The sequence below is a fragment of the Rothia sp. HMSC065B04 genome (assembly GCF_001812285.1).
GTDB classification, from domain to species: Bacteria; Actinomycetota; Actinomycetes; order Actinomycetales; family Micrococcaceae; genus Rothia; species Rothia mucilaginosa.
On sequence record NZ_KV808409.1, the window covers coordinates 62699 to 85233 of the forward strand.

At 60.1% G+C, this 22535-nt stretch carries 20 protein-coding genes, 1 pseudogene and 2 riboswitches; of the genes and pseudogenes, 8 read left to right on the plus strand and 13 right to left on the minus strand.

The features are described from left to right. Positions 1-185: 185 nt before the first annotated feature. On the plus strand, positions 186-359 hold the full coding sequence (locus HMPREF2845_RS09315; RefSeq protein WP_162837467.1) for a hypothetical protein: 174 nt from the start codon (positions 186-188) through the stop codon (positions 357-359). A gap of 97 nt (positions 360-456) precedes the next feature. Continuing rightward, positions 457-1107, plus strand: coding sequence for a hypothetical protein (locus HMPREF2845_RS06870; RefSeq protein ID WP_049346558.1), 651 nt, complete (start codon positions 457-459; stop codon positions 1105-1107). A gap of 129 nt (positions 1108-1236) precedes the next feature. On the opposite strand, the gene HMPREF2845_RS09500 is transcribed toward HMPREF2845_RS06870, so the two are convergent. The 3 genes from HMPREF2845_RS09500 to HMPREF2845_RS06885 form a co-directional block, all read right to left on the minus strand. Further along, a complete protein-coding gene (locus HMPREF2845_RS09500; RefSeq protein ID WP_314938644.1) occupies positions 1237-1761 on the minus strand; it encodes a GNAT family N-acetyltransferase in 525 nt (174 codons plus the stop codon). 73 nt (positions 1762-1834) lie between these two features. Further along, positions 1835-2365 carry an alkylhydroperoxidase, AhpD family gene (locus HMPREF2845_RS06880; RefSeq protein WP_049346559.1) on the minus strand — a complete coding sequence of 177 codons (531 nt, stop codon included), beginning with the start codon at positions 2363-2365 and terminating at the stop codon, positions 1835-1837. 3 nt (positions 2366-2368) lie between these two features. Then, positions 2369-2950 carry a peroxiredoxin gene (locus HMPREF2845_RS06885; RefSeq protein ID WP_049346562.1) on the minus strand — a complete coding sequence of 194 codons (582 nt, stop codon included), beginning with the start codon at positions 2948-2950 and terminating at the stop codon, positions 2369-2371. A 265-nt stretch (positions 2951-3215) separates the two neighbouring features. On the opposite strand from HMPREF2845_RS06885, the gene HMPREF2845_RS06890 reads away from it, so the two are divergent. Beyond that, the gene (locus HMPREF2845_RS06890) at positions 3216-3866 is read left to right on the plus strand and encodes a GNAT family N-acetyltransferase (protein WP_049346563.1); all 651 of its coding nucleotides are present in this window, start codon (positions 3216-3218) and stop codon (positions 3864-3866) included. 34 nt (positions 3867-3900) lie between these two features. On the opposite strand, the gene HMPREF2845_RS06895 is transcribed toward HMPREF2845_RS06890, so the two are convergent. After that, entirely contained in the window at positions 3901-4218 is a 318-nt protein-coding gene (locus HMPREF2845_RS06895; RefSeq protein WP_049327397.1) for an acylphosphatase, read from the minus strand. Positions 4219-4482: 264 nt separating this feature from the next. On the opposite strand from HMPREF2845_RS06895, the gene HMPREF2845_RS06900 reads away from it, so the two are divergent. Together HMPREF2845_RS06900 and HMPREF2845_RS06905 are read left to right on the plus strand one after the other, a co-directional pair. Beyond that, a complete protein-coding gene (locus HMPREF2845_RS06900; RefSeq protein ID WP_070634273.1) occupies positions 4483-6066 on the plus strand; it encodes a DHA2 family efflux MFS transporter permease subunit in 1584 nt (527 codons plus the stop codon). 155 nt (positions 6067-6221) lie between these two features. After that, positions 6222-6359, plus strand: a pseudogene (locus HMPREF2845_RS06905) (C4-dicarboxylate ABC transporter substrate-binding protein); the annotation flags it as partial. A gap of 176 nt (positions 6360-6535) precedes the next feature. Here HMPREF2845_RS06905 and HMPREF2845_RS06910 read toward each other — a convergent pair. The 3 genes from HMPREF2845_RS06910 to HMPREF2845_RS06920 all read right to left on the minus strand — a co-directional run bounded on the left by HMPREF2845_RS06910 (position 6536) and on the right by HMPREF2845_RS06920 (position 9537). Further along, positions 6536-7144 carry a DUF1269 domain-containing protein gene (locus tag HMPREF2845_RS06910; RefSeq protein WP_044150839.1) on the minus strand — a complete coding sequence of 203 codons (609 nt, stop codon included), beginning with the start codon at positions 7142-7144 and terminating at the stop codon, positions 6536-6538. 450 nt (positions 7145-7594) lie between these two features. After that, positions 7595-8287: an SDR family oxidoreductase gene (locus tag HMPREF2845_RS06915; protein WP_044151027.1), complete on the minus strand. Its 693-nt coding sequence runs from the start codon at positions 8285-8287 to the stop codon at positions 7595-7597. Between the two features lie 398 nt (positions 8288-8685). Continuing rightward, complete coding sequence (locus HMPREF2845_RS06920) at positions 8686-9537, minus strand: transcriptional initiation protein Tat (protein WP_070634274.1); 852 nt, start codon at positions 9535-9537, stop codon at positions 8686-8688. Positions 9538-9769: 232 nt separating this feature from the next. Here HMPREF2845_RS06920 and HMPREF2845_RS06925 point away from each other — a divergent pair, with 232 nt between their 5' ends. Then, positions 9770-10858 (plus strand): C4-dicarboxylate ABC transporter substrate-binding protein, encoded by a 1089-nt coding sequence (locus tag HMPREF2845_RS06925; protein WP_070634275.1) that lies wholly within the window; start codon positions 9770-9772, stop codon positions 10856-10858. A 146-nt stretch (positions 10859-11004) separates the two neighbouring features. Here HMPREF2845_RS06925 and HMPREF2845_RS06930 read toward each other — a convergent pair whose 3' ends face one another. The 4 genes from HMPREF2845_RS06930 to HMPREF2845_RS06945 all read right to left on the minus strand — a co-directional run bounded on the left by HMPREF2845_RS06930 (position 11005) and on the right by HMPREF2845_RS06945 (position 16370). Next, positions 11005-13119 carry an AMP-binding protein gene (locus tag HMPREF2845_RS06930; RefSeq protein WP_070634276.1) on the minus strand — a complete coding sequence of 705 codons (2115 nt, stop codon included), beginning with the start codon at positions 13117-13119 and terminating at the stop codon, positions 11005-11007. A gap of 443 nt (positions 13120-13562) precedes the next feature. Beyond that, complete coding sequence (locus HMPREF2845_RS06935; protein ID WP_049340216.1) at positions 13563-14405, minus strand: ABC transporter permease; 843 nt, start codon at positions 14403-14405, stop codon at positions 13563-13565. Then, on the minus strand, positions 14405-15469 hold the full coding sequence (locus HMPREF2845_RS06940; RefSeq protein ID WP_049346576.1) for an aliphatic sulfonate ABC transporter substrate-binding protein: 1065 nt from the start codon (positions 15467-15469) through the stop codon (positions 14405-14407). Before HMPREF2845_RS06940 ends, HMPREF2845_RS06935 begins: the two co-directional genes overlap by 1 nt. Positions 15470-15533: 64 nt before the next feature. Then, a complete protein-coding gene (locus HMPREF2845_RS06945; protein ID WP_012904246.1) occupies positions 15534-16370 on the minus strand; it encodes an ABC transporter ATP-binding protein in 837 nt (278 codons plus the stop codon). Positions 16371-16374: 4 nt separating this feature from the next. Beyond that, a riboswitch (SAM riboswitch) is annotated at positions 16375-16471 on the minus strand. Between the two features lie 175 nt (positions 16472-16646). Beyond that, positions 16647-16755, plus strand: a riboswitch (SAM riboswitch). A 114-nt stretch (positions 16756-16869) separates the two neighbouring features. Here HMPREF2845_RS06945 and HMPREF2845_RS06950 point away from each other — a divergent pair. Together HMPREF2845_RS06950 and HMPREF2845_RS06955 are read left to right on the plus strand one after the other, a co-directional pair. Beyond that, on the plus strand, positions 16870-18297 hold the full coding sequence (locus HMPREF2845_RS06950; protein WP_070634277.1) for an LLM class flavin-dependent oxidoreductase: 1428 nt from the start codon (positions 16870-16872) through the stop codon (positions 18295-18297). Between the two features lie 168 nt (positions 18298-18465). Further along, positions 18466-18909, plus strand: a complete 444-nt coding sequence (locus tag HMPREF2845_RS06955) for a YchJ family protein (RefSeq protein WP_012904244.1) — start codon at positions 18466-18468, stop codon at positions 18907-18909. Between the two features lie 142 nt (positions 18910-19051). Here the strand turns inward: HMPREF2845_RS06955 and HMPREF2845_RS06960 are convergent, their stop codons facing one another. Then, the gene (locus HMPREF2845_RS06960; RefSeq protein WP_070634278.1) at positions 19052-20500 is read right to left on the minus strand and encodes an NCS2 family permease; all 1449 of its coding nucleotides are present in this window, start codon (positions 20498-20500) and stop codon (positions 19052-19054) included. A gap of 321 nt (positions 20501-20821) precedes the next feature. After that, positions 20822-22288, minus strand: a complete 1467-nt coding sequence (locus HMPREF2845_RS06965; protein WP_070634279.1) for an NCS2 family permease — start codon at positions 22286-22288, stop codon at positions 20822-20824. Positions 22289-22535 lie beyond the last annotated feature (247 nt).

Sequence of the window (22535 nt, forward strand, 5' to 3'; positions counted from 1 at the left end):
ACCGCATCCGGCTCTGTTTGCCTGTGCGCGTACCTGAACTGGCACCGATTTATTGTAGACCCGCCGCCGCCTCTGCTCCTAGTTGAAAGGTGCTCATGACGAGCTCTGAGACGTAACGGAGAAGCTTGTGGGCGCGTTAAAAGATGTGCGTAGAATGAGTGAATCTCCACCCCCAATGCTCTGTCATGATTGTTTCTGCGCTGGGTTCTTTCCAGGACGGTAGTGGCATCATTTCTTCGCTACTGTTGGCATTGAGCCCCCTGAATGCGGTGGAGTCTATGGCGATCATGATGTTTGCCGGTGCGGCGCTGTCGGCGCTCATGGTGTGGCTACCCTCCCATAAGCTGAGCGCTCGCTAAGCTGGGTCTAGACGAATACTGAAGGCATGTGGCCCGGTCGTTTGATAGACCGGGCCACATCGCAAATCGTTATCTGCGTAAGGTGAAAGGAGCCGCCGTGACGGTATCGCGTGACGAAGTTTTCGAAATCCTGCGGGGCGTGGTGCCCCGCCTGGAGGAGGCGCTTCCCGGCTGGTCGGTGCGTCCCAACATCACGGGTACCGGCGCGGTGGGGCTCTATCTGGACGGCCCCGCAATCTACCGGGACGGCGAGCCCCTGACCGGCGTGAACGCCGAAGGTGAGCCGGTCGTTCGGCACCTGTGCGGCACGATTCAGACCGCTGACCGCGGCCTGCCGCAGGAGCTCGGGCAGGTGCGCTACCAGTACATCCTGGGCGTGAGCGTGGCGGAGCACGAGAGCGAGTATCCCGAACTGGCCGACCTGGCGAGCGTGGGGGAGCCGAGCTGGGTTCCTGCGCTGAGGGCCCTGGAGGCGCTGGTGGAGTTCGAGGGCCGCGAGACGCTGTTCATCAGCCGCGGCGGGTACGTGCCCGGTCGCCGCGCCCTGGGTAAGCGCCGCGTGGCGCTGCGGCGCGAGTTCTTCCCCGGTAAGCCCTGGCTGGGTTTGGGCACGATTGACTGGTGTGCGGGCGTGCGCTCGACCCCGGTGTACGCCGAGGATCTGGTGGCTCTGGTGGCCGCGGCGACGCGCCTGGCGAGTAGCTGGGATGCAGCCCTGCGCATTGGCGCTGCGGACAGCCAAAAGTAGTTAAAACAAAGCGGCGCATCCGACCCGTGATGGGGTGGATGCGCCGCTTCTGTGTGTGCTCTAACGCTGAGTGGGTTTAGTCCAGTGCCTCAGCCAGTTTGAACGAGTCGAGCCGTATGAGATATTGCCTCATCGATAGCATGCAAGGGTGATGCATCCTGCTACCTCTACGGGGGCGTAACCGTAGCATTTGTAGAGCGCAACGGCGTGTTCACTAGCGACGTCGGTAGTAATGAGTCGCTGTCGAATGTCTTCTCGGTCAAAGTCATCAATGACACGCTTTAGAAGCGCAGAGCCAACGCCCTGACGCTGGGCGTGTGGATGCACTAGGAGGTCCTGAATGTAGGCGATAGATTGTCCGTCCCCGACGGCGCGGACTAGCCCGACGAGTCGTCCCGTTCCGTCCGTGGTTGCCTCTCGTGCGGTGTATAGATACCGCGACCCTTCCAACATCGGGATGAGACGTTCGGGCGTTTTGGTATAGGCGCTCCAGCCCACAGAATCGTAAAGCTCAGTAAGTTCTTCTACGCTGGGAAGAGGGCTGGTGGAGTCCAAAATACAGTACCGCATACAGGCATTGTATAGCGCCAAATCGAGGGAGCTAGGAAAGCCGTCCAACGCGTTTTTAGCTACTGCAGGGCATAATCTGTGCATAAAGGAAGCGGCGCATCCGACCCGTAAAGGGGTGGATGCGCCGCTTCTGTGTGTGCTCTAACGCTGAGTGGGTTTAGCCCAGTGCCTCAGCCAGCTGAATGCCCTGTGCCACGCCACCGAGGGTTGCAGCAATACGAATCAGGTCGTTGACCTGCTCCTTGGTTGCGCCCTCTTCGCGCAGGGTGTGCTCGTGAGCCTCAACGCAGTGGGAGCAGCCGTTGACTGCGGACACTGCCAGTGCGAACATCTCGAAGTCCAGCTTCTCAATGCCACCGTTCTTACCGATGATCTGCATGCGCAGGTTTGCGCGCTGGTCATCGTAGGCGCCGTTCAGGAAGCCACGGGTGCGGTAGAAGATGTTGTTCATGCCCATGATGGTTGCAGCGCCCAGAGCAGCCTCGTAAGCGGTGTCGCTCAGGTGCTCCTTAGCCTCTGCAGCAATCTCAACAACAACAGAGTCAACCTTGGTTGCTGCTGCGGTTGCGAGGATCGCGCCCCAAAGCTGCTGCTCGGTGAGAGAGCTAATGCGGGGCAGGGAGGACAGGTTGAGGTTCATGTCCTTCGCGTAGGAAGGCAGAGCCGAACGCAGGTTATCGATGCTCATGGATTACTTCATCTCCTTGAATGCGTCGATGGTTGCTGCACCCTTCTTCCAGTTGCATGCGCACAGCTCGTCGGACTGCAGCGCGTCCAGCTGGCGGAGTACCTCGTCGGTGTTACGGCCGACGGAGTCAGCGGTAATGGAGACCGACTGGATGGTGTTGTGGGGGTCGATGATGAAGGTTGCGCGGTCTGCAACGCCGTCCTTGTTCAGGATGCCCAGCGCTGCGGTCAGTTCGCGCTTGAGGTCGGATGCCATGACGATGGGCAGGTCCAGGAGCTCTTCGTGGGAGCGGCGCCATGCGTAGTGGGTGTACTCGTTGTCAACGGAAACACCGATCACCTGGGTGTCGCGTGCCTCGAACTCGTCAGCGAGCTTGCCGAATGCAGCAATCTCGGTGGGGCAAACGAAGGTGAAGTCCTTCGGCCAGAAGAAGACGACGCGCCAGGTGTCTTCGTCCAGACCCTCGGAGGAGACGGTGGTGAAGTAGTCTTCGGGCTTGGTTGCTTCGATGTCAGCCAGCTTACCGGGGACAACGCCGGTGAGCTCGTATGCGGGGAACTGGTCGCCGATGGTCAGAACTGCCATAGTGTTCTTCTTTCTGCTTTGTGCCGCGCGGATTCGTTGCGCGGCGCTTGTTCTAAGTGGTGCCCATTGGGCGGGCTCGATAACTATTTTATTATGAATAATTCATAATAATCAAGTGATGTTGGATTAAAACCCGAAGGTTTAACTATGATATGCATCACTGAACATTCCGAGGTGTTCAAAAAGCTCTTCCCCGCACAAATCTCCACGTGCAAATTTCCATGCGCAAATCCCACCTACAAACCCCAGGGGTTAAGCTCGAATCATGACCCCCGAACACAGCGACTTCTCAGAACGCAGTGACTTCTCAGAACACAGCGAATATGTAGAGCCCAACCAGCCCGAACTCATTACCGAACGCCTCACCCTGCGCCACCTGCGCGAGGCGGATATCCCCGACATCGTAGAATCCTGCCGTGACGAAGAAATCCTCCGCTACACCCGTATTCCGCTGAACTACACGCGCGCGGACGCCGAGGACTACCTGCTCACCACCGCCCGCCAGATTGCCGCCGGGCAGATTCAGCGCTGGGCGATTGACGCCTCCGGCGTGTTTGCCGGGACCATTGAATTGCGCCTGGCTGATGGCACCCCCGAAAGCCCCGGAACTCGCGCCGAATTGGGCTATTACGCCGCCCCGAAGGCGCGCGGAAAGGGCTACATGACCGAGGCGCTACGAGCCGTCCTCGGCTACGCTTTCGACCCGCTCGGGCTGGGTCTTGATACCGTCCGCTGGACCGCCCTGGCGGGTAACGAACCCTCCGAACGAGTCGCGGTTAAAGCGGGTTTCACCGGCATCTATGACGATATTGACCCGAACTCCGGCCGCCCCGATGAGAACGGTCACCCGGTCCAGCATCGGGTGCGCCGCGCCGATATGACCCGCGCGCAATTTGCGGCGCTCTGGGCAAACTAGGCTCTGGAGCTCACTAGGCTCGGAGCCTATCTAGCTACCGAATGCCGAAGCCGCGGAACGAGCCGCTCGGCTCCTCCCACTCGACGAGCACCTCGTCCACGCGCCCGGCGGTGTCGTCACCGCGCAGCACATCCACCAGGCGAGCGCAGGAGGCGGCAGTACCTTCCGCAACGACTTTCACACGCCCGTCGTCGAGGTTTTCGGCGTAGCCGGTCAGGCCCATGGGCTTGGCGGTTCCGGCGCACCACCAGCGGAAACCCACACCCTGCACTTTGCCGCTGACGAAAGCGACGAGGCGGATTTCGGCGGGTTCTGCTGGGGTGCGGTCGGTGAAGAAATCAAAGAAACCCATGGGTCCTCCCGGGGTCATCTCATTGAGGGTGGTCTGATGGGGGTGAGCGCCGGTGGTGGCGCTCTGATAGCTTCTATAGCTTTAGTCTAGAGGGTTCGGCGTTCCTGTCGCCTGGTTGCCGCGCGCACACGCCGTGAAGAGCTGAATAAGGGTAGAGCAACCGAAGCCGCGGCCTGAAAAGGAGTAACATTAGGGGCATTCACTTAGCGGCAATACTGAACACACAGACATCTACCCGCATACAACCCATCCCCTGGAGGATCATTGAGTTCACGCCCTAAAAAAGCGCCTCTCGTCGGTAACCCGGCGAAGGCACCGTACAAGCCCTGGCCTGCTCTCTGGTCCCTGGTTGTTGGCTTCTTCATGATTCTGGTGGACGGCAATATTGTCACCATCGCCCTGCCGCACATGCTGCAGGATTTGGATGCGTCGCTGTCGGCGGGCATGTGGGTGACGAGCGCCTACCTGCTGGCGTATGCGGTGCCGCTGCTCATTACCGGCCGTATGGGTGACCGCTTCGGTCAGAAGAACCTGTACATGATCGGTATGGCTATTTTTACGCTTGCCTCCCTGTGGTGTGGTCTGTCGCCGAATGTTGAGTCGCTGATTACCGCCCGCGTGGTGCAGGGCCTGGGCGCGTCGCTGATGACCCCGCAGACCATGTCTCTGATTACGCTGATGTTCCCGCCGAATGCGCGCGGTGTCGCCATGAGCATTTGGGGTGCGACTGCGGGTGTCGCCTCGCTGGTCGGCCCGATTCTGGGCGGCGTGCTGGTGGATACCCTCGGCTGGGGCTGGATCTTCTTCATCAACATTCCGGTTGGCCTGGTCGGCCTGTTCTTGGCGTGGCGTAACGTGCCGGTGTTCGAGCAGAAGAAGCACAGCTTCGACTGGTTGGGCGTGGTGCTTTCGGCGGTCGGTCTGTTCCTGCTAGTTTTCGGTATCCAGGAAGGTGCCACCTACGACTGGGGCACCATCACTGACTCGTTCATGGGCACCGGTGTTCCGGTGAGCGTGTGGGGCCTGATTATTGCCGGCATTCTGGTGCTGGGCCTGTTCATCGGTTGGCAGGCCATTAACCCGCGTGAGCCGCTGGTTCCGCTGAGCCTGTTCAGTGACCGTAACTTCTCCGTGTCGAATGTGGCTATTTCCGCTATGGGCGTGGTTGCTATCAGTATGGCGTTCCCGCTGACCCTGTACCTGCAGCAGGTGGAGGGCCTGGACCCGACCCAGGCTGCGCTGATGACCGCCCCGATGGCGTTGTTCTCGGGCGCGTTGGCGCCGGTGGTGGGTGCGCGTCTGAACCGTAACGACCCGAAGTGGATTGCGGTAATTGGTTTTACGCTGATGGTTGTTGGTTTTGCTCTGCTCCGCCCGACGATGGTTGCGGACGGCAACCTGTGGCTGATGGTTGGCCCGATGATTATTCTGGGCGCGGCGAACGCCTGCATTTGGGGTCCGCTGTCGGTGTCTGCGACCCGTAACCTGCCTCCGCAGCGTGCCGGTGCCGGTTCGGGCGTGTATAACGAGACCCGCCAGATGGCGTCGGTGCTTGGTTCGGCTGCGATTACGACGATTATGGCTTCTGCGATTACCTCGCACCTGTCCGCGTTGGGCCCGGCTGCCGCAGCGGGCGGTAGCTCTCACGGCGGTGCTGCTGGAGGCGTACTTCCGCAGATGCTGCGTGAACCCTACGCGGCGGCAATGGCTGATTCCATGATGCTGCCCCTGGTTGCCGCGGCGGTGGGCGCGGTCGTGTGCCTGTTCTATGCCTCCAAGAAGACCTCCGAGGCGAAGGCTGCCGCGCAGAACGCTGAGGCAGAGCCTGAGTCAGAAAACACTAAATAGAAGGCTTATCAGAGCGCTTTTACGGCATAAGCGGTGCATAACCTGAGATATGGTGCTATACCGGAGAAAATCTATATGCACTCTGTGTATGATGAAGCGGGTTATTGTTGCCCTGAGGTGTTGAAACCTCGTGAGAGCGCAATAACCCGCTGTAGAAGGACATCTTCGTGGAGATGGATTACATGCCCGGCCTGCTCGCCAGCGAGGAAGAGCTCGACCGCATCACCGAATCCTTCGCCCAGCTTCCCCTCCGCAACCCGAACGGCACCACCGGCATCAACATCCACCTGGAGAAAGAGAGATGGCTAAAATCCCCACCTTGAGTTTGGTATTTTTGCCATTGTCTTCCTTGATTTGTTCAAGATCTTGAGCCAAAATCCTCACTTCCTCTTTCTAAAATCTAGTTTTTAAAAAAAATAGGCTATCTACCAGAAGTAGATAGCCTATTTTTTATGAGATGCTTGGGTGCTTACGCTTTCAATTTGTCAAACTTTGCTTTGACATTCGCCTTGAATTCTTCAAGCTTAGCCTTGCGTTCGGCTTTACGTTCAGCCTTCATCTGTGCACGCGCCTGGTTGTAGAGGTCTTCTTGGACTTGCAGAGCTGCTTCGATTTCGGCTACGACGGTTGCTACATCCCAACGCACGATTTGGGTGTCGTACTTGGTGAAGTAAGCATCGATGACTGCTTCGTTGTCTTCTTGCACCAAGGCAACAACGGCTGTTTCACCGTTAGTCAATTTTTGAGAAACAACGTCAATCAGGCCAGCTTCTGCCGTATCAACGGTAGCACCAGCAACCAAACCATTGAGGCTACCAATACCATAACCAAACAAGACGCCGATAGGACCACCCAAAAGCCCGATAACTGCACCGAGCAAGCCACCTTTTAGGGTTGCATCCGTCGTTGAATCTTCAAAATCATAGCGTTCTTTTTCAACGATATGACCGTTTTCATTTTTGACCAGGGCGATTTGAGCAACCTTGGTCGTCTGAGTTTGGCGGAAAGCCTTCAAATCTGCAAAGGACTGATAAGCTTCGCTTTCGGTGTTAAAGACTGAAATTACTAGGTTTTCCATAGTTGGTACCTCGTTCCTAAAGACTATATATACATTGTAATACAGTTCTCTTTTTTTGGGAACTACTTTTTGCGACAATTTACCTCGGCGGCAGCCGATAGGCTGAGCCCGAAAGCAAAGGGGCCCGGCATCCAATATGGATGCCGGGCCCCTGGTGTTTTAAATTCGCTGTCTTAGCGGCTCATGCCCCTTAGCGGGTAATGGTCGCCGAAGCAGTCAGACCAGAAATGTCCTGGTAAGCTACGCCTCGGCGGGCTCGTCCGGGGTTTTGTCGGCGAAGAGATCGAAGAATCCCACGGGAACCTCTTGCAGTTGCTCTAAAAATACATGGTACTTTAGGATACTGAGCGATGCGGCACCAACCTTGCGTGAGAGAAAAACACGCCCCAAACCCGTGAAGAGGCTCGGGACGCGTCCGCACTCAGCCGGGGCGGGTGCATCCGGCAAACCCTAGCGCAGCTTATTGCTGTTAGGCGCCGATGCGAGAGCCTGAGCTATCGGGGTGGGCCCGCCAATAAACGGGAGCGCCTTCCCAACCGTGGACGGGTCCTCAAGAACCGCCGCCAGCACCTGGGCAACGGTGGCCCGCGGAGTATTAGATTCGGCGCCGGGCGTGTGGGCGGGCTCAATCCCCAGAGTAATGCCGCCTGCCTCCTCAAGGGTGAGCGTCCCCGGCCCCAGAATCGTGTAATCCAGCCCCGAGCCGCGCAGGTGCTCATCGGCGATCGTCTTCGACTCGGCGTAGGCGTAAAAACTGTCATCAGGGTCGATGCCGTGCCCGGAACCCGCGCCCAGGTACGATACCATCACGTACCGTTTAATACCGGCCAGCCGCGCCGCATCCATCGACCGGATCGCAGCGTCACGGTCAATCGCATAGGTGCGTTCGGGGCCACCTACACCGCCCGCACCCGCGGACCACACCAGCACTTCTGTATGTAAATCCTTGAAGAGCTTCGCCATCTCCTCGGTGCTCAACGCGGTAATGTCAGCGACCACAGGGTTCGCCCCGCGCGTGACAATATCCTCTGACTGCTCCGGCCTGCGAATAAGCGCATTGACCGCATGCCCGCGCTCCACCAGCAGCGGCTCGGCCAGAAGAGCAACCTTGCCGTGCCCGCCAATGATCGTAACGTTAGCCATCGTATCCTCCTGTATGTTGAAAAATACTTGTATATCCAGAATAGGCTTGCTGTGCCGCAACGTCTATGGTTTTTCTTATGCTTCCCGAGAACGACAGATACCCGCATTCCCTGTGCTGATGCGCTCAAACAGCACCGCATGATGAGAATTCTCGTGCGGGGCTCAAGACGGCGTTATGATGAAGTGCTAGGTTTTTATTGCCCGGCGGCACCGATGACGTGAACGACAAGCCGAACTACCTGAGCGTCATGAACTATTGCTACCAGCTGAGGGTCTGGTTCCCGCGAAGGACTAGCCTCTAGTAGCTACCGGCGGTGCCCAGTAGGATAAGCCTTAAACACGGCGAGGGGCCCGGCATCCGTTATGGATGCCGGGCCCCCTTGTTTATGCTCGGTACTTTAGCGGGTGATGGTTGCCGAAGCGCGCAAACCAGCCAGATCCTGGAAGGTGTACTCGCCACCCTCGGTCAGCTGCATTGCGACGTTACCGCTGGTGATCTGAGCGGTGGTGGTCAGGGTGTAGCTGGAAGTCACCTCGGTGAAGTACACCGGAACCAGCGAAGCCAGCACCTGCGCGTAGCTCACGCCGTCCTTCGCGGTGGCTTCCAGGTAGTCGGAGGTGCGGATGTCCAGTACGCCGGTCCAGACGTTATCCTCGATGGTCGGCTCGTAGAACTTCGCAGTGTATGCGATGCCGTTGAACGCCGCCACGGCGGGGTTGTTGGTCTTCGCGCCGCCCTCGCTCTTAGCGAGTGCCGGGATCTCAACGTCGTTATCGACGTCCCACAGCAGCGGGTCGGTGACGTCCTCCGCGGTGGGGAAAGTGAACTCGAAGGTCACCTGCAGGTGCGCCTGAGGGTACAGCCAGGAGCTGCCCTGGAACTCGCCCTTGGAGTTGATGGGCGCAGAAATCCACAGACCCGCGCCACCGTACAGGCCTGCACCGACGCTACCGCCGGGGGTGAAGGTGCCGCCGCCGCGGCTCTGCGGGGTGGTGGAGGTTGCGGTGATGTTGGGGACCTGCACGGTGTAGGAGTCCAGGCCGTAGCGGGTATCAAAGTCGTTGGCGGGGTTCGAGTTGAACGCCTGGGTGAAGACACCGAACTTCAGGGTCGGGGTCTCCTGCGCGTCGGTGGATGCCGCGTAGGCGGGTACCGCTGCGGCGGTTGCGATAACGGGGGCGCTCCAGACGGCACCCTTGACGAGGGAGCGGCGGTTCAGGTTGCGCGCGGTATTAGGGGAAGAAGTCATGGGATCTCTCTTGTCATTAAGAATGTGGTGATGCGTGTGATTTGAATTACTGATACTCTAATGTAATTCAGCTCATCTTCAAAATTATCTCAACTATTACCTCAATGTATGAACATTACGGCACCCAGCTCACCTAGCGCGTGAAACGGGAGCATCATGGAAACCGTGGAGAACGTCCTCCCGGCAAGCTCCACCGAAACACCACCGGTCACCACACACTAAGGAACACAACATGGCATTTCTGAAGAGCGCACGCGTCACGCTTGCCTCCCTCGCAGTGCTCTGCCTGGGCACTATCGCAGCCCCCGCAGCAAACGCCTACAGCCCCGACATTGACGGCGACGGCATCCCCAATACCTGGGAAATGAAGGGCTATGACGCCGACGGCGACGGCAAAATCGATGTCGACTTCCCCGCACTGGGCGCAGACCCCAAGCACAAGGACATCTTCGTCGAGATGGACTACATGGCAGGCCTGCTGCCCAGCGAAGACGAGCTGGACCGCATCACCAAGATTTACGCCGACCTGCCCCTGCGCAACCCCGACGGCACCCACGGCGTGAACATCCACCTGGACGCCGGTGACGCCCGCAGCGCCAAGTATAACCTCGGCGGCGGCAACGAAATCAGCTACCAGGCACTCGACAGCGAATTCAAGGCGCTCCATCGCATCAAGGCGACTGAAGGTAAGTTCAACCCCGCCCGCGAAGGCACCTTCCACTACATGATCTGGGGCGACTACTACGACAACAGCTACTCCTCCGGTATCGCTAACTTTGGCGGTCGTAACTTTATGGTCACCGTCGGCCCGCACTTCTGGGGCAAGGCAAGCAGCAACATCCGCGTGGCAGTGTTCGTGCACGAGCTCGGCCACAACCTCGCACTGAGCCACGGCGGCTGGGACGAAATCAACTACAAGCCCAACTACTACAGCGTCATGAACTACCAGTACACCCTCACCGGCGTGCCCATGGCTGACGGTAGTCGCTACTTCGGCTACTCCACCGCCGAGTACCGCATGCTCAACGAGGCGAAGCTGTACGAGGCGCGCGGCTTCGGTCCCCGCGCGGCTGGCTTCCTGTACAAGGGCAAGCCCGCCAACCAGCCGATTGACTTCAACGGCAACGGCAAGATCGACACCGAGCCGGTGTCCGTGGACCTGAACGGTGACGGCATGATCACGAACCTGGGCGCGGCAAACGATGTGAAGATGATCCGCTTCCAGGCGACCGAGCACCCCGAGAAGGACAAGGGCCCCGAGCACATTGAGCCGAGCGGCATTACCGCCGAACACGCTCGTTCGCTGGGCCTGATCAAGTAGGCTGAAGGCGGCACGCTGCCGGTTGAGAGCCTTGTCAGCTCAATAAACTGGCATAGCAAAAGGTGCGGATAGCGAATCATCATTCGGTATCCGCACCTTTACTCTATGTGGCTTTCGGCTCAGCTCAGCAACAGAGCCTAGAGGGCCTAGCTCACGCGGCCGGTATCCACCAGCACCTGCGCAATGTGGCCCAGCGCCTCCTCATTCTGCAGCGAAGAAACATCGCCCAAAGAACGGCCCTGGTACAGCTCACCGAGCAGACGGCGAGTAATCTTACCCGAACGGGTCTTCGGGATATCGGCAACCGCCACAACGTCCTTCGGCTTAGCAATCGGGCCAATGTGCTCACGCACGTGCGCGGTCAGCGCCGCCTTCAGCTCATCCTCAGTCAGGTCCTTACCCTCATCGGTGAGCGTCACGTAGGCGACCGCCTGGTGACCGGTCAGCTCATCCTCCACGGGGCAGACACCAGCCTCAACCACAGCCGGGTGAGTCACCAGAGCCGACTCAATCTCAATCGTGGACAGGCGGTGACCCGAAATGTTAATCACGTCATCAATACGGCCGAGGATGTACACGTTACCCTCTTCGTCTTCCTTCGCGCCGTCGCCAGCGAGGAACCAGCCGCGCTCGCCGTAGTGACGCCAGTAGGAATCCAGGTAACGCTGCGGGTTCTGCCACACGGTACGAGCCATCGAGGGGCCAATCTTATCGACCACGATGAAGCCCTGCTTACCGGGTTCGACCGGGTCGCCGTGCTCATCCACCACGCGGGTGGACACGCCGGGAACGGCACGGGTAGCGCAACCGGGCAGGGGAGTGCAGTGCGGGGTGCCCTCCGGGTAGGTGCCCTCGGGCGCGAACGCGGGGTCGTGCGGGCGCGGGGAGCACACGGTCGAACCGGTCTCCGACTGCCACCAGGTGTCGATGAACGCCGCGGTGCCGCCGCCCACGTGCTGACGCAGCCAACGCCACGCCTCCGGGTTAATGGATTCACCCACAGAACCGAGCAGACGCACGGTCGAGAAGTCGTACTTGCCGGGCTCCGGGCCGTTCGGGAACGCACCCATGAGGGAACGAATCAGGGTCGGGGCGGTGTAGTAGTTGGTCACGCCGTAGCGTTCGATGACCTCAAAGTGGCGGCCGAAGTGCGGGGTGTTCGGGGTACCCTCGTAGATCACTTCGGACACGCCGTTAACCAGCGGGCCGTAGATTTCGTAGGTGTGCGCGGTCACCCACGCCAGGTCGGCGGTGCACCAGTGAACGGTGGACTCAACCTTTTCCGGGTCATTAACAGCCGACAGCTCGTCGGGGCGCAGCACGCCGTTCTCGTCCACATAATCCGGCAGCAGATCGTACAGCAGCGCGTGAGTGTACGCGGTCTGCACCAGGTATCCAGCCATGGTGTGCACCAGACCCTTGGGCTTACCGGTCGTGCCGGAGGTGTAAATAATGAACAGCGGATCCTCGGCGTCGTGCAGTTCGTAGGCGTGAGTATCCGGCTGGTCGTCCACCAGGTCGTGGTACCAGACGTCGCGGCCCTCAGTCCACGGCACAGCGGCGTGCGCCACCGGGTCGGAGGCGCTGGTGCGGTCCACCACGATAACGTGCTCGATGTTGTTCTCACCGGAGCATGCTTCGTCGGCGTTGACCTTCACGGGAACGACCTTGCCGCGGCGGTTCTGGCCGTCGGTGGTGATGAGAACCTTCGCGCCGGTGTCTTCCACACGGAACTTCAGCGCCTCGGCGGAGAAACCACCGAACACGAGCGAGTGAATCGCACCAATACGCGCGCAGGCGAGGGTGAAGATAATGGTTTCGGGGATGACGGGCAGGTAGATGACCACGCGGTCACCCTTGCGCACGCCCAGGGACAGCAGGCCGTTCGCTGCCTTCGCGATGCGGCGCTGCAGCTCGGCGTAGGTGATGGCTTCGCGGTCGCCGGGTTCACCTTCAAAGTAGAGGGCGACCTTGTCGCCGCGGCCCGCCTCCACGTGGCGGTCTACGCAGTTGTAGGCGACGTTCAGCTTACCGCCCTCGAACCACTTAATTTCGGGAATCGTGAACTGTTCGATGCCGTCCTCATCGAAGCCGAGGGACTTCGGCTTCTCGAAGCGGTGCGCGGTGTGCCAGGGCTCAGCCCAGGTGAGGCGCTGCGCCTGCTTCTCCCAGAACTCGACGCGTGCCTCGTCAGATTCGAGCGCGGGGTTCGGAGTGGGGTTCAGCGGGTCGGTGAACGAGTAGGGGGTGGGCAGTCCCATTATTCTCCCATCGGTTGCTGGCATTAGCACCCTTGCTCGCCGTGCCGCTGTCTGTGTGACCGTGGGGTCTGTGTGTGCGTTGGCGAGGGGGTTGCTGCGACGTCACGGAGCCAGGTCTCTCGGTCGCTCTGGATGGTTTGCCTTCTTAGTAAAGCGCGCTCCGGGCCAGGACGCAAAGGGGACCGTCATATTCGGCATGCTGTGTATCGGTTCGTAATATTCCGAAATATTTAAAGACCCCGCCCCGCGCTCACTACTGTGGGGCGCGGGGCGGGGCACATCATCATCATTCAGTAGGCGACAGGTTTCCCCGCCGACTTCTTTCTCCGGCGCGTAGCGATGATTAGCTCACCTTTGGGGAGCAACCACGCGGCGGACATCTCTCCTAAAACTCAGCGCGTGCTGAGTGTTGCGTTTAGCTGTGGTGCTAATTGCTGGTGGCGTTAGTTGCTGGGGTACTTCGCCTTCACCCAGCGCTCGAAAACACCCACCAAGGCGTCGGTAATCTTACCGAGCACCGCCAGCGCCACAATAGCCAGCAGCAGGCGGTCGGTGCGGCCGTTGTTCTGCGAGTCGGTCAGCAGATAACCCAGGCCCATGGATGCACCCAGCAGCTCAGCGGCGACCAGGAACAGCCACGCCTGAGCCAGCGCCAGACGCAGACCCGAAACGACCGACGGCAGAACCGCGGGAAGCTGAACCGTGGTGAACAGGCGCAGACCCTTCAGGCCGAAGGCGCGTGCCGCCTCCACAAGCTTGGGGTCAACGTGCGCCAGAGCCGCAGAAACCGTGGTGTACACCGGGAAGAATGCACCAATAGCAACCAGGGTTACCTTGGAATTCTCGCCGATACCGATCCACAGCAGAAGCAGCGGAACCCACGCCAGGGACGGCACGGCACGCAGTGCACCAATGGTCGGTGCGGCAATCAGACGCACCGGCGCAGACAATCCAATCAGTGCACCCAGCACCAGGCCGAGCACGGCACCAATGCCGAAACCAATCAGCACACGCTGAGTAGAAATTGCCACGTGGCGGCCCAACTCGCCGCGCTGCGCCAGCTCAACACCGGCGCTGACCACACGGTCGGGGGAGGGCAGCTGAACCTGGGTGAACACACCGTTCGTGCTCAGAATGTACCAGAGGGCAATCAGCGCCAGGGGAAGAATCAGGCCCAGGTACTGCTTACCGGCGAACGGGTTCGACGGTAGCTTCACGGAAGAGACACGCTTCTCGGCACGCTCAGCGCGAGCGCTGGAGGCGGCGGTAACCGTTGCGGCGGTCATTACTTCTCAACCACCTTCGCGATCTTCTCGACGGCTACGCTGTCAGCCTTCTTTGCGAACTGGTCGTCCACAATGCTGTTCAGCGCCTTGTCCACGTCGGACTGGGAGGGAACGTCGCCGGACTCCACCAGAATCGGGCCGACACCCTTCAGAACCTCAACCTGCTTAGCGCCCGGAACCGGGTCGATATCCAGGTGGGTGCGCTCCATGACGACCTGGGCGGTCTCGTGCTTAATGCCGGACTCCTCCTCGACAATCTTCACAGCCTCTTCGGGGTTCTTCTTAGCCCAGGCGCGAGCGTACTCGTACACGTCCACGATGGTCTGTGCGGCGGTCGGGTTGGACTGAATGAACTTCTCGGTGGCGTTCAGGAAGCCGTAGGTGTTGAAGTTCAGGTTGCGGTAGAAGAGCACGTCGCCGCTTTCCACCTCGGCGGCAGCCATGATCGGGTCCAGGCCGCTCCACGCGTTGACCTGACCGTTATCCAAGGCGGTGCGGCCGTCGGCATGCTGCAGGTTCTGAATGGTCAGGTCCGAAGCGGAAATACCCTCCTGCTTGAGTGCCTGCAGCAGCAGGAAGTACGGGTCGGTACCCTTGGTCACGGCAACGGTCTTACCCTTCAGGTCCGCAACCTTGGTGATGCCCGAATCCTTGCGGGTCACCAGAGCCGACCATTCCGGCTGCGAGTAGAGGCTAATGACCTTGATGGGGGAGCCATTAGCGCGTGCCAGCAGCGCCGCCGAACCGGCGGTCGAGCCAACATCAATATTGCCGCTACGCAGCGCCTCATTCGCCTTGTTCGAACCGGCCGACTTGACCCACTCAACCTTCTTACCCTCGGCGGCGAGGGCGGTCTCAAGCCAACCCTTCTTGCGGATAATCAGGGACAGCGGGTTGTAGGTCGCGTAGTCAATGGTCACGGTGTTCTGATTGCCACCACCGGCAGCACCGGAGGCGTTAGCGGAACCGGAACCTTCACCGGCGCAGGCGCTGAGCAGAGTAGCAAAAGCGGCGGCTGCAGCAAGGGACTTGAGGGCGGTACGGCGAGACGGGGAGTAAGTCATGATGAAATCTTTTCGCTTCTGAAGATGATGATGTGATGTGTGAGAAATGCGTTTCGTGGCGGCTTTAGGCGTTATCTTCCACGCCGAGCTCAGCCAACAGTTCGCTACGCAGCGCCGTGATCTCTGCATCGGCGCGGTCACGGGGGTGAGAACGGTCAACGGTCACAATGCGCTGGATGGTGGCGGGCGCCTCCGGGGTGTCCTTACCGAGGACGATCACCCGGTCAGAGAGGTACAGCGCCTCTTCCACATCGTGGGTGACCAGCAGAATCGTGGTCGGGTCTTGACGGTGCACGTCCAACAGCAAATCCTGCATGTTGATGCGGGTCAGCGCGTCCAGAGCACCGAAGGGCTCGTCGAGCAGCAGCACGCCGGGGTTGCGTGCGAGCGCTCGCGCCAGGGACACGCGCTGAGCCATACCGCCTGAAATTTCCTTGGGACGGTGGGTTGCGTATTCGCCCAGTCCGACCAGGTCGAGCAGGCGCGCTACGGATGCTGCGCCTTCAGATTTTTTGGTGCCCTGCGGTAGTCCGAGAGCCACGTTGTCGGCGACGGTGCGCCAGGGGAGCAGGCGCGGTTCCTGAAAGCCGATAGCTACGCGGGGGTCGAGGCCGGTCACTGCCTTCTCGCCGATACGCACGGTACCTGCGGTGATGCGGTTCAGGCCTGCTGCTGCACGCAGGAGAGTGGATTTGCCGCATCCGGAGGAGCCGATGACGGAGATAATCTCGCCGGGGGCTGCGGTGAAGGAGACTCCGCGAAGAACTTCGTGGGTTCCGCCGGGCACGGGGAAAGATTGTCCGACGCCTTCAAAGCTCAAGGGGACGGCGGCGGTGGATACGGCACGGCGGCCGTTCTTTTCACTGGTGGGTACGTCAGTTACTGCACTGTTGAGTGTCATGTCACTTCCATCGTTCCTGGCGTTAGCACCGGGGGCGGAAGAATCCGTGCCGGTTGCTGCGACGTCGTGGAGCCAGGTCTCTCAGTCGCTCTGGATGGTTTGCTTCTCCCACCCTATGGGCTGTGGCGTGCCTCAATCAACCCTGCGGGCGCGTATGAATTTCTATGACCGTATATTTCGCATTTATCACGAAATATTTCGGTTCCACGTCACAAAAAGATTTTTTCGTCACAAACGTGACCTCCCTCCCGCGCGCCCCGTACACTCAAACCACGAGATCATGAGTCCCGGCGCTAAGCTCTGGCTAGCCGGGCGGCAACCCTCTCCCGTAGCGGGGTGCCCCAGATGATGATCTGGCCTCAACGGAAAGAGGCAAGTACGGCGCGAACGCGCCACCTGCACGAAGGCCACCACCGAACGCAGAAGGCAAGAAGGAGGCGGCGCGCGGGGTGCAGGGCACTAACCCGATCGTCCCCGATCATTCGCGAAAGGAAAATCGATGGCTGAGCAGAAGAAGCGCATCGTAGTTAACGCATTCGAAATGACCTGCATCGGTCACCAGAGCTTCGACCTCTGGCGTCACCCGCGCTCCCGCGCAACCGAGTACAACACCATCAAGTACTGGACTGACCTGGCTAAGACCCTTGAGCGCGGCCTGTTTGACGCCGTGTTCATCGCTGACGTTGTTGGTATCTACGACGTGTACAAGAACTCTGCCGCTCCCGCCATTGAAGGTGCCGCTCAGGTTCCCGTGAATGACCCCGCAACCCAGATTTCTGCAATGGCTGCAGTGACCGAGCACCTCGGCTTCGGTGTGACTGCTGCCGCTACTTTCGAGCAGCCCTACACCCTGGCTCGCCGCTACGCCTCCCTCGACCACCTCACTGAGGGCCGCGTCGGCTTCAACGTTGTGACTTCTTACCTGCCTTCGGCTGCTGAGAACCAGGGTCTGCCCACCCAGATCCCGCACGACGAGCGCTACGAAATCGCCGACGAGTTCCTGGACGTCTGCTACAAGCTGTGGGAAGGCTCCTGGGAAGACGGCGCAGTCATCAAGGACCGCGAGCGCGGCATCTACGCTGACCCCTCCAAGGTCCACCCGATTGGCCACAAGGGCAAGTACTTCTCCGTGCCCGGTATCTCCCTGACTGAGCCGAGCCCGCAGCGCACCCCCGTGATCTTCCAGGCTGGCGCATCCAGCCGCGGCCAGCAGTTCTCCGGCAAGCACGCTGAGGCTGTGTTCATCAGCGCCCTGCGCCCGGACCTGACCCGCGTTGTGACCGACCGTATTCGCGCCGCTGCAGAGGAGCAGGGCCGTAGCCGCGACGACGTCAAGATCCTCGCAATGCTCTCCGTCATCGTGGATGAGACCGAAGAGAAGGCAAAGGCAAAGTACGAGGAGTACAAGAAGTACGTGAACCTCGACTCTGCACAGGCTATTGTCGGCGGATGGTCCGGTGTTGACCTGTCCCAGTTCGACGAGGACGAGGTCCTGAACTACGTGCAGACCGAGTCGATTCAGTCCTTCCTGACCCCCTTCACCCTGCAGGCGAAGGACAAGAAGTGGACCCGCAAGGACATCGCTGAGCACACCACCCTCGGCGGCATGGGCGAGGTCATTGTTGGTGACCCGGTTCAGGTTGCTGACGAGCTGGAGCGTTGGATCGACGAGGGTGGCCTGGACGGCATCAACCTGGCTTACCACGTCTCCCCGGGTTCGTTCGAGGACTTCATCGAGTACGTTGTTCCCGAGCTGCAGAAGCGCGGCCGCTACCGCACCGAGTACGAAGGCAACACCCTGCGTGAGAACATCTTCGGTAAGGGCCACACCAAGGTTGCTGACTCCCACCCGGCTGCTAAGTACCGCGGCGCATACGTGGGCAAGCCTTCGGCTGCTGACACCCCGGCTCGCGCAATCGCTGAATAAGCGTTGCCGCTGAAGCGTACCGTGTAGGTTCGCTCAAACTTAACGATTGAAAACAAGAACGCCCGTTCTGCTGGAGGATTTGTACCCCCGGCAGGGCGGGCGTTTCTTTGCGCTGTGCTTTCTTGATGCGGGCTTTCTTGAAGCGGCGCGTTCTTTATACTGGTTGGCATGACTGAACTGAACCAGGTTGAACTTAACCACGATGACCGCTGCCCCTGCTCGAGCGGCGAGGTGTACGGCGCCTGCTGCGGCAGGTTCCTGGGCGAGTTTGCCGCCTCCGGCACGCTGACTGCTCCCGCGCCGGAGCAGCTGATGCGCTCGCGTTTTACCGCGTTTGCGACAGGGGATGCGGCGTACCTGCTGGCGAGCTGGCATCCGAGTACTCGCCCGCCCGCCTTGGAGTTGGAGGATGATATCCGCTGGTATCGCCTGGATATTCTGGGTGCTTCGGGTGGCCCGTTTGATGCGTCCGGTACGGTGGAGTTCGTTGCGTATTACCGTTCGGTGCCGGGTGTTCCTGCGGAGGAGCGGGTGAAGGGCAGCATGCATGAGCTGTCGCGCTTTGAGAAGGTGGGCGGCGCCTGGTTCTACGTGGATGGAGACGTCCGCTAAGTCTCGTCACTTTCCTTGCCTCTCGTACATGCTGAGTGCGGGTGGGCAGATAAAGAAATGGCAGAATCATTCCGAAACCGGAACGATTCTGCCATTCTTTGTTGACGCCTCTCAATGAGGCTAACTATCGGGGCTAGCGGACTTAGCTAGTCCAGCCGTTAATGATGCCCATACCGAAGTAGATCACGAACACCGCGGACACCAGGTACATCAGCCAGTGCACGTCCTTACCGCGGCCCTGCACCAGGCGAATGAAAGTGTACGCCACGAAGCCGGCACCAATACCGTTCGCAATCGAGTACGACAGCGGCATGAAAATAATGGTCAGGAACGCCGGAATACCCAGACCCCAGTCGGTCCAGTCAATATTCACGGCCTGGCGGATCATCAGGAAGCCGACCACGACCAGCGCCGGAGCAACCGCCTCGAAAGGAACGATGGTGACCAGCGGCGAAATGAAAATCGCCAGCAGGAACAGCACACCGGTCACAATGTTCGCAAAGCCGGTGCGTGCACCCGCACCAATACCGGTAGCGGATTCCACGAAAATCTGGTTCGCCGAACCGGACGCTCCACCACCGACAACGGAACCGAAAGCGTCCACGAGCAGGACCTTGTCGATGTCCTCAACCTTGCCGTCCTTCATGGTGCCAGCCTCGGCGGCAAGACCCACCGAAACGCCCATCGCGTCGAAGAACACGGACAGCAGAATGGTGAACACCAGCAGCGAAGCAGCCAGCGGACCGATGTGGGTGAATGCGCCGAACAGGTCAGCGGAACCGATGAGGGAGAAGTTCGGGGTGGTGAACTTCATGTCCGCAAGGGAAGGCACGTTCAGGGACCAGCCGGTTGCCGATTCCTTCACGGAACCGGAGGGGACAACCGCCTCCAGAATCAGGGACAGTGCGGTGGAGGCGAGCACGCCCCACAGGATCGCGCCCTTCACGTTACGGATGAACAGGGCGATGGTGAAGAACAGGCCGAAGAGGAAGATGAGGGTGGGCCAGCCGAGCAGGTGACCGCCCGCGCCGAGGCTCACCGGAACGGTGGTGCCAGCTGCGTCAGGCATGCGGCGGATAATGCCGGAGTCGACCAGACCGATAAAGGAAATAAAGAAGCCGATACCGACCACAATCGCGGTCTTGAGCGACTCGGGGACCGCCTCAAACACCGCGGTACGGAAGCCGGTGAGCACCAGAACGGTCATGATCAGACCGGCAAGAACGACCAGGCCCATGATGTCTGCCCAGGTCAGGTTCGGGGTGGTGGCAATGGTGGAGGCGAGCAGCGCGTTCACGCCCAGGCCAGCCGCCATGGCGAAGGGCTGCTTGGCGATAACACCCATGAGGATGGTCATCACGCCGGCAACCAGCGCGGTCACAGCCGCGACGGGTGCGATACCGAGGGTGCGTTCGGATGCGTCCTTGCCGAGGCCGATGACGAGGGGGTTCAGCACCACGATGTAGCTCATGGCGAAGAACGCGGCGAGGCCGCCGCGGAATTCTGCGGCGATGGAGGAGCCGCGTTCGGAAATCTTGAAGTAGCGGTCGAGTGCGCTGGTGGGCGCTACCGCCTTCTGGGGTTCAGACATGTGAGGATCCGTTGATGTTGTTCGGTGTGTACTGTTGCGCCGCCGGTTTCGCAGGTAAAGCTCGCGGGCTAGGCTCATAACCGGGCGCCACAATGGTTCAACCATTGTAGGCGCCGCCTCCTAACTTGTGCCATTGAAACGCGTTGTGTGCGGCGGTTCAGTCGGTGATGTGGTGTTTCCCCGGCCCCTGCAACCAGAATTGGGTAGTTGGGGTAGAGGGAAGAATAGCGCAGGGCGGGGTACCGGCACTCCAAAGGTGCCGATACCCCGCCCAGCTGGTGCCTGCGCCTCCACGTGTGGAGGGTTCGGCACCCGATGTATTTAGTGCATCCAGCCGGTAATCAGGCCGTTAGCGAAGAAGATGAGGAACACTGCGGAAACCACGTACATGAGCCAGTGCACGTCCTTGCCGCGACCCTGCACCAGGCGGATGAAGACGTAGGACAGGAAGCCTGCGCCGATACCGTCCGCGATGGAGTAGGACAGGGGCATGAAGATGATGGTCATGAACGCGGGGATACCCAGACCCCAGTCGTTCCAGTCGATGTTCACTGCCTGGCGGATCATCAGGAAGCCAACGAACACCATTGCGGGTGCAACAGCTTCGAAGGGCACGATGGTGACCAGCGGGGACAGGAAGATTGCGACGAGGAACAGTGCGCCGGTGACGACGTTCGCGAAGCCGGTGCGTGCGCCCGCGCCGATACCGGTTGCGGACTCCACGAAGATCTGGCTTGCGGAGGAGGAGGTGCCACCGCCGGCTACGGAGCCGAGGGCGTCCACGAGCAGGACCTTGTCGACGTTCTCAATCTGGCCGTCCTTGATGGTGCCTGCTTCGGTTGCGAGACCGACGGAGGTGCCCATTGCGTCGAAGAACGCGGAGATGAGGATGGTGAAGATCAGCAGAACTGCAGCCATGCCGCCGAGGGTGCCGAAGGCAGCGAACAGGTCAGCGGAGCCGAACAGGGAGAAGTTGGGCAGCTTGCTGGTGCTGGAGTCCCAGACGGGGACGTTCAGGGACCAGCCGGTGGGGGACTTAACCGAGCTGCCGGAGGGCACGACCTTCTCCAGGATGATGGAGAGGGCGGTGGAGGCGAGCACGCCGTAGAGGATTGCACCCTTCACGTTGCGGATGAACAGCGCAATGGTGAGGAACAGGCCGAAGAGGAAGACGAGGGTGGGCCAGCCGAGCAGGTGACCGCTGACGCCGAAGGAGACGGGCACGGTGGTGCCTGCTGCGTCGGGCATGCGGCGGATGATACCTGCGTTGACGAGGCCGATGAAGGCAATGAAGAAGCCGATACCGACGACGATTGCGACCTTAAGCGATTCGGGGACCGCGTTGAACACTGCGGTGCGGAAGCCGGTCAGCACGAGGATGGTCATCAGCACACCAGCCCATACGACGAGGCCCATGATGGCGGGCCAGGTCAGTCCGGGGGTGGAGGCGATGGTGGTTGCCAGCAGTGCGTTCACGCCGAGGCCTGCCGCCATGGCGAAGGGCTGCTTGGCGACGACGCCCATGAGGATGGTCATGACGCCTGCGACCAGTGCGGTCATTGCTGCGACCTGCGGTACGCCGAGCGCGTTGCCGGATGCGTCCTTGCCGAGGCCGATAATGAGGGGGTTCAGCACGACGATGTAGCTCATCGCGAAGAAGGTGGCGAGGCCGCCGCGGAATTCTGCGGCGATGGTGGAGCCTCGCTCAGTGATCTTGAAGTAACGGTCCAGTGCGCCCTTGGCCTCTGCCTTGGGGCTCTGGGGAGCCGCGGTGTTCTCAGAAGACATTCGTGAAAATCCGTAGATACTCATAGTCGGGGCGTGACTCGGGGTTCCGAGCCCGCATAAAAAAGTGCCACTTCCCGGTGTGTTGGGGAGGTGACACTGTTGTTACCGAAATATTCTACGGTTAAAGTTTCTCTAAGCGTTAATCCAGGAAACTCCCAGCTTTCGTTCAGAAAGCCTGAAAAGGCACTGTAGAAACTATAAAATCCGCTGACTAGCAAAAAAATATATGTTTTGAATCTAAATAATT

What these genes read in the sequence shown, in the direction of transcription:
- HMPREF2845_RS09315 (WP_162837467.1), top strand. Translation starts at nt 186, where the DNA reads ATGATTGTTTCTGCGCTGGGTTCTTTCCAGGACGGTAGTGGCATCATT.
- HMPREF2845_RS09500 (WP_314938644.1), bottom strand. Translation starts at nt 1,761, where the DNA reads ATGCACAGATTATGCCCTGCAGTAGCTAAAAACGCGTTGGACGGCTTT.
- HMPREF2845_RS06880 (WP_049346559.1), bottom strand. Translation starts at nt 2,365, where the DNA reads ATGAGCATCGATAACCTGCGTTCGGCTCTGCCTTCCTACGCGAAGGAC.
- HMPREF2845_RS06885 (WP_049346562.1), bottom strand. Translation starts at nt 2,950, where the DNA reads ATGGCAGTTCTGACCATCGGCGACCAGTTCCCCGCATACGAGCTCACC.
- HMPREF2845_RS06890 (WP_049346563.1), top strand. Translation starts at nt 3,216, where the DNA reads ATGACCCCCGAACACAGCGACTTCTCAGAACGCAGTGACTTCTCAGAA.
- HMPREF2845_RS06895 (WP_049327397.1), bottom strand. Translation starts at nt 4,218, where the DNA reads ATGGGTTTCTTTGATTTCTTCACCGACCGCACCCCAGCAGAACCCGCC.
- HMPREF2845_RS06910 (WP_044150839.1), bottom strand. Translation starts at nt 7,144, where the DNA reads ATGGAAAACCTAGTAATTTCAGTCTTTAACACCGAAAGCGAAGCTTAT.
- HMPREF2845_RS06915 (WP_044151027.1), bottom strand. Translation starts at nt 8,287, where the DNA reads ATGGCTAACGTTACGATCATTGGCGGGCACGGCAAGGTTGCTCTTCTG.
- HMPREF2845_RS06920 (WP_070634274.1), bottom strand. Translation starts at nt 9,537, where the DNA reads ATGACTTCTTCCCCTAATACCGCGCGCAACCTGAACCGCCGCTCCCTC.
- HMPREF2845_RS06925 (WP_070634275.1), top strand. Translation starts at nt 9,770, where the DNA reads ATGGCATTTCTGAAGAGCGCACGCGTCACGCTTGCCTCCCTCGCAGTG.
- HMPREF2845_RS06930 (WP_070634276.1), bottom strand. Translation starts at nt 13,119, where the DNA reads ATGGGACTGCCCACCCCCTACTCGTTCACCGACCCGCTGAACCCCACT.
- HMPREF2845_RS06935 (WP_049340216.1), bottom strand. Translation starts at nt 14,405, where the DNA reads ATGACCGCCGCAACGGTTACCGCCGCCTCCAGCGCTCGCGCTGAGCGT.
- HMPREF2845_RS06940 (WP_049346576.1), bottom strand. Translation starts at nt 15,469, where the DNA reads ATGACTTACTCCCCGTCTCGCCGTACCGCCCTCAAGTCCCTTGCTGCA.
- HMPREF2845_RS06945 (WP_012904246.1), bottom strand. Translation starts at nt 16,370, where the DNA reads ATGACACTCAACAGTGCAGTAACTGACGTACCCACCAGTGAAAAGAAC.
- HMPREF2845_RS06950 (WP_070634277.1), top strand. Translation starts at nt 16,870, where the DNA reads ATGGCTGAGCAGAAGAAGCGCATCGTAGTTAACGCATTCGAAATGACC.
- HMPREF2845_RS06955 (WP_012904244.1), top strand. Translation starts at nt 18,466, where the DNA reads ATGACTGAACTGAACCAGGTTGAACTTAACCACGATGACCGCTGCCCC.
- HMPREF2845_RS06960 (WP_070634278.1), bottom strand. Translation starts at nt 20,500, where the DNA reads ATGTCTGAACCCCAGAAGGCGGTAGCGCCCACCAGCGCACTCGACCGC.
- HMPREF2845_RS06965 (WP_070634279.1), bottom strand. Translation starts at nt 22,288, where the DNA reads ATGTCTTCTGAGAACACCGCGGCTCCCCAGAGCCCCAAGGCAGAGGCC.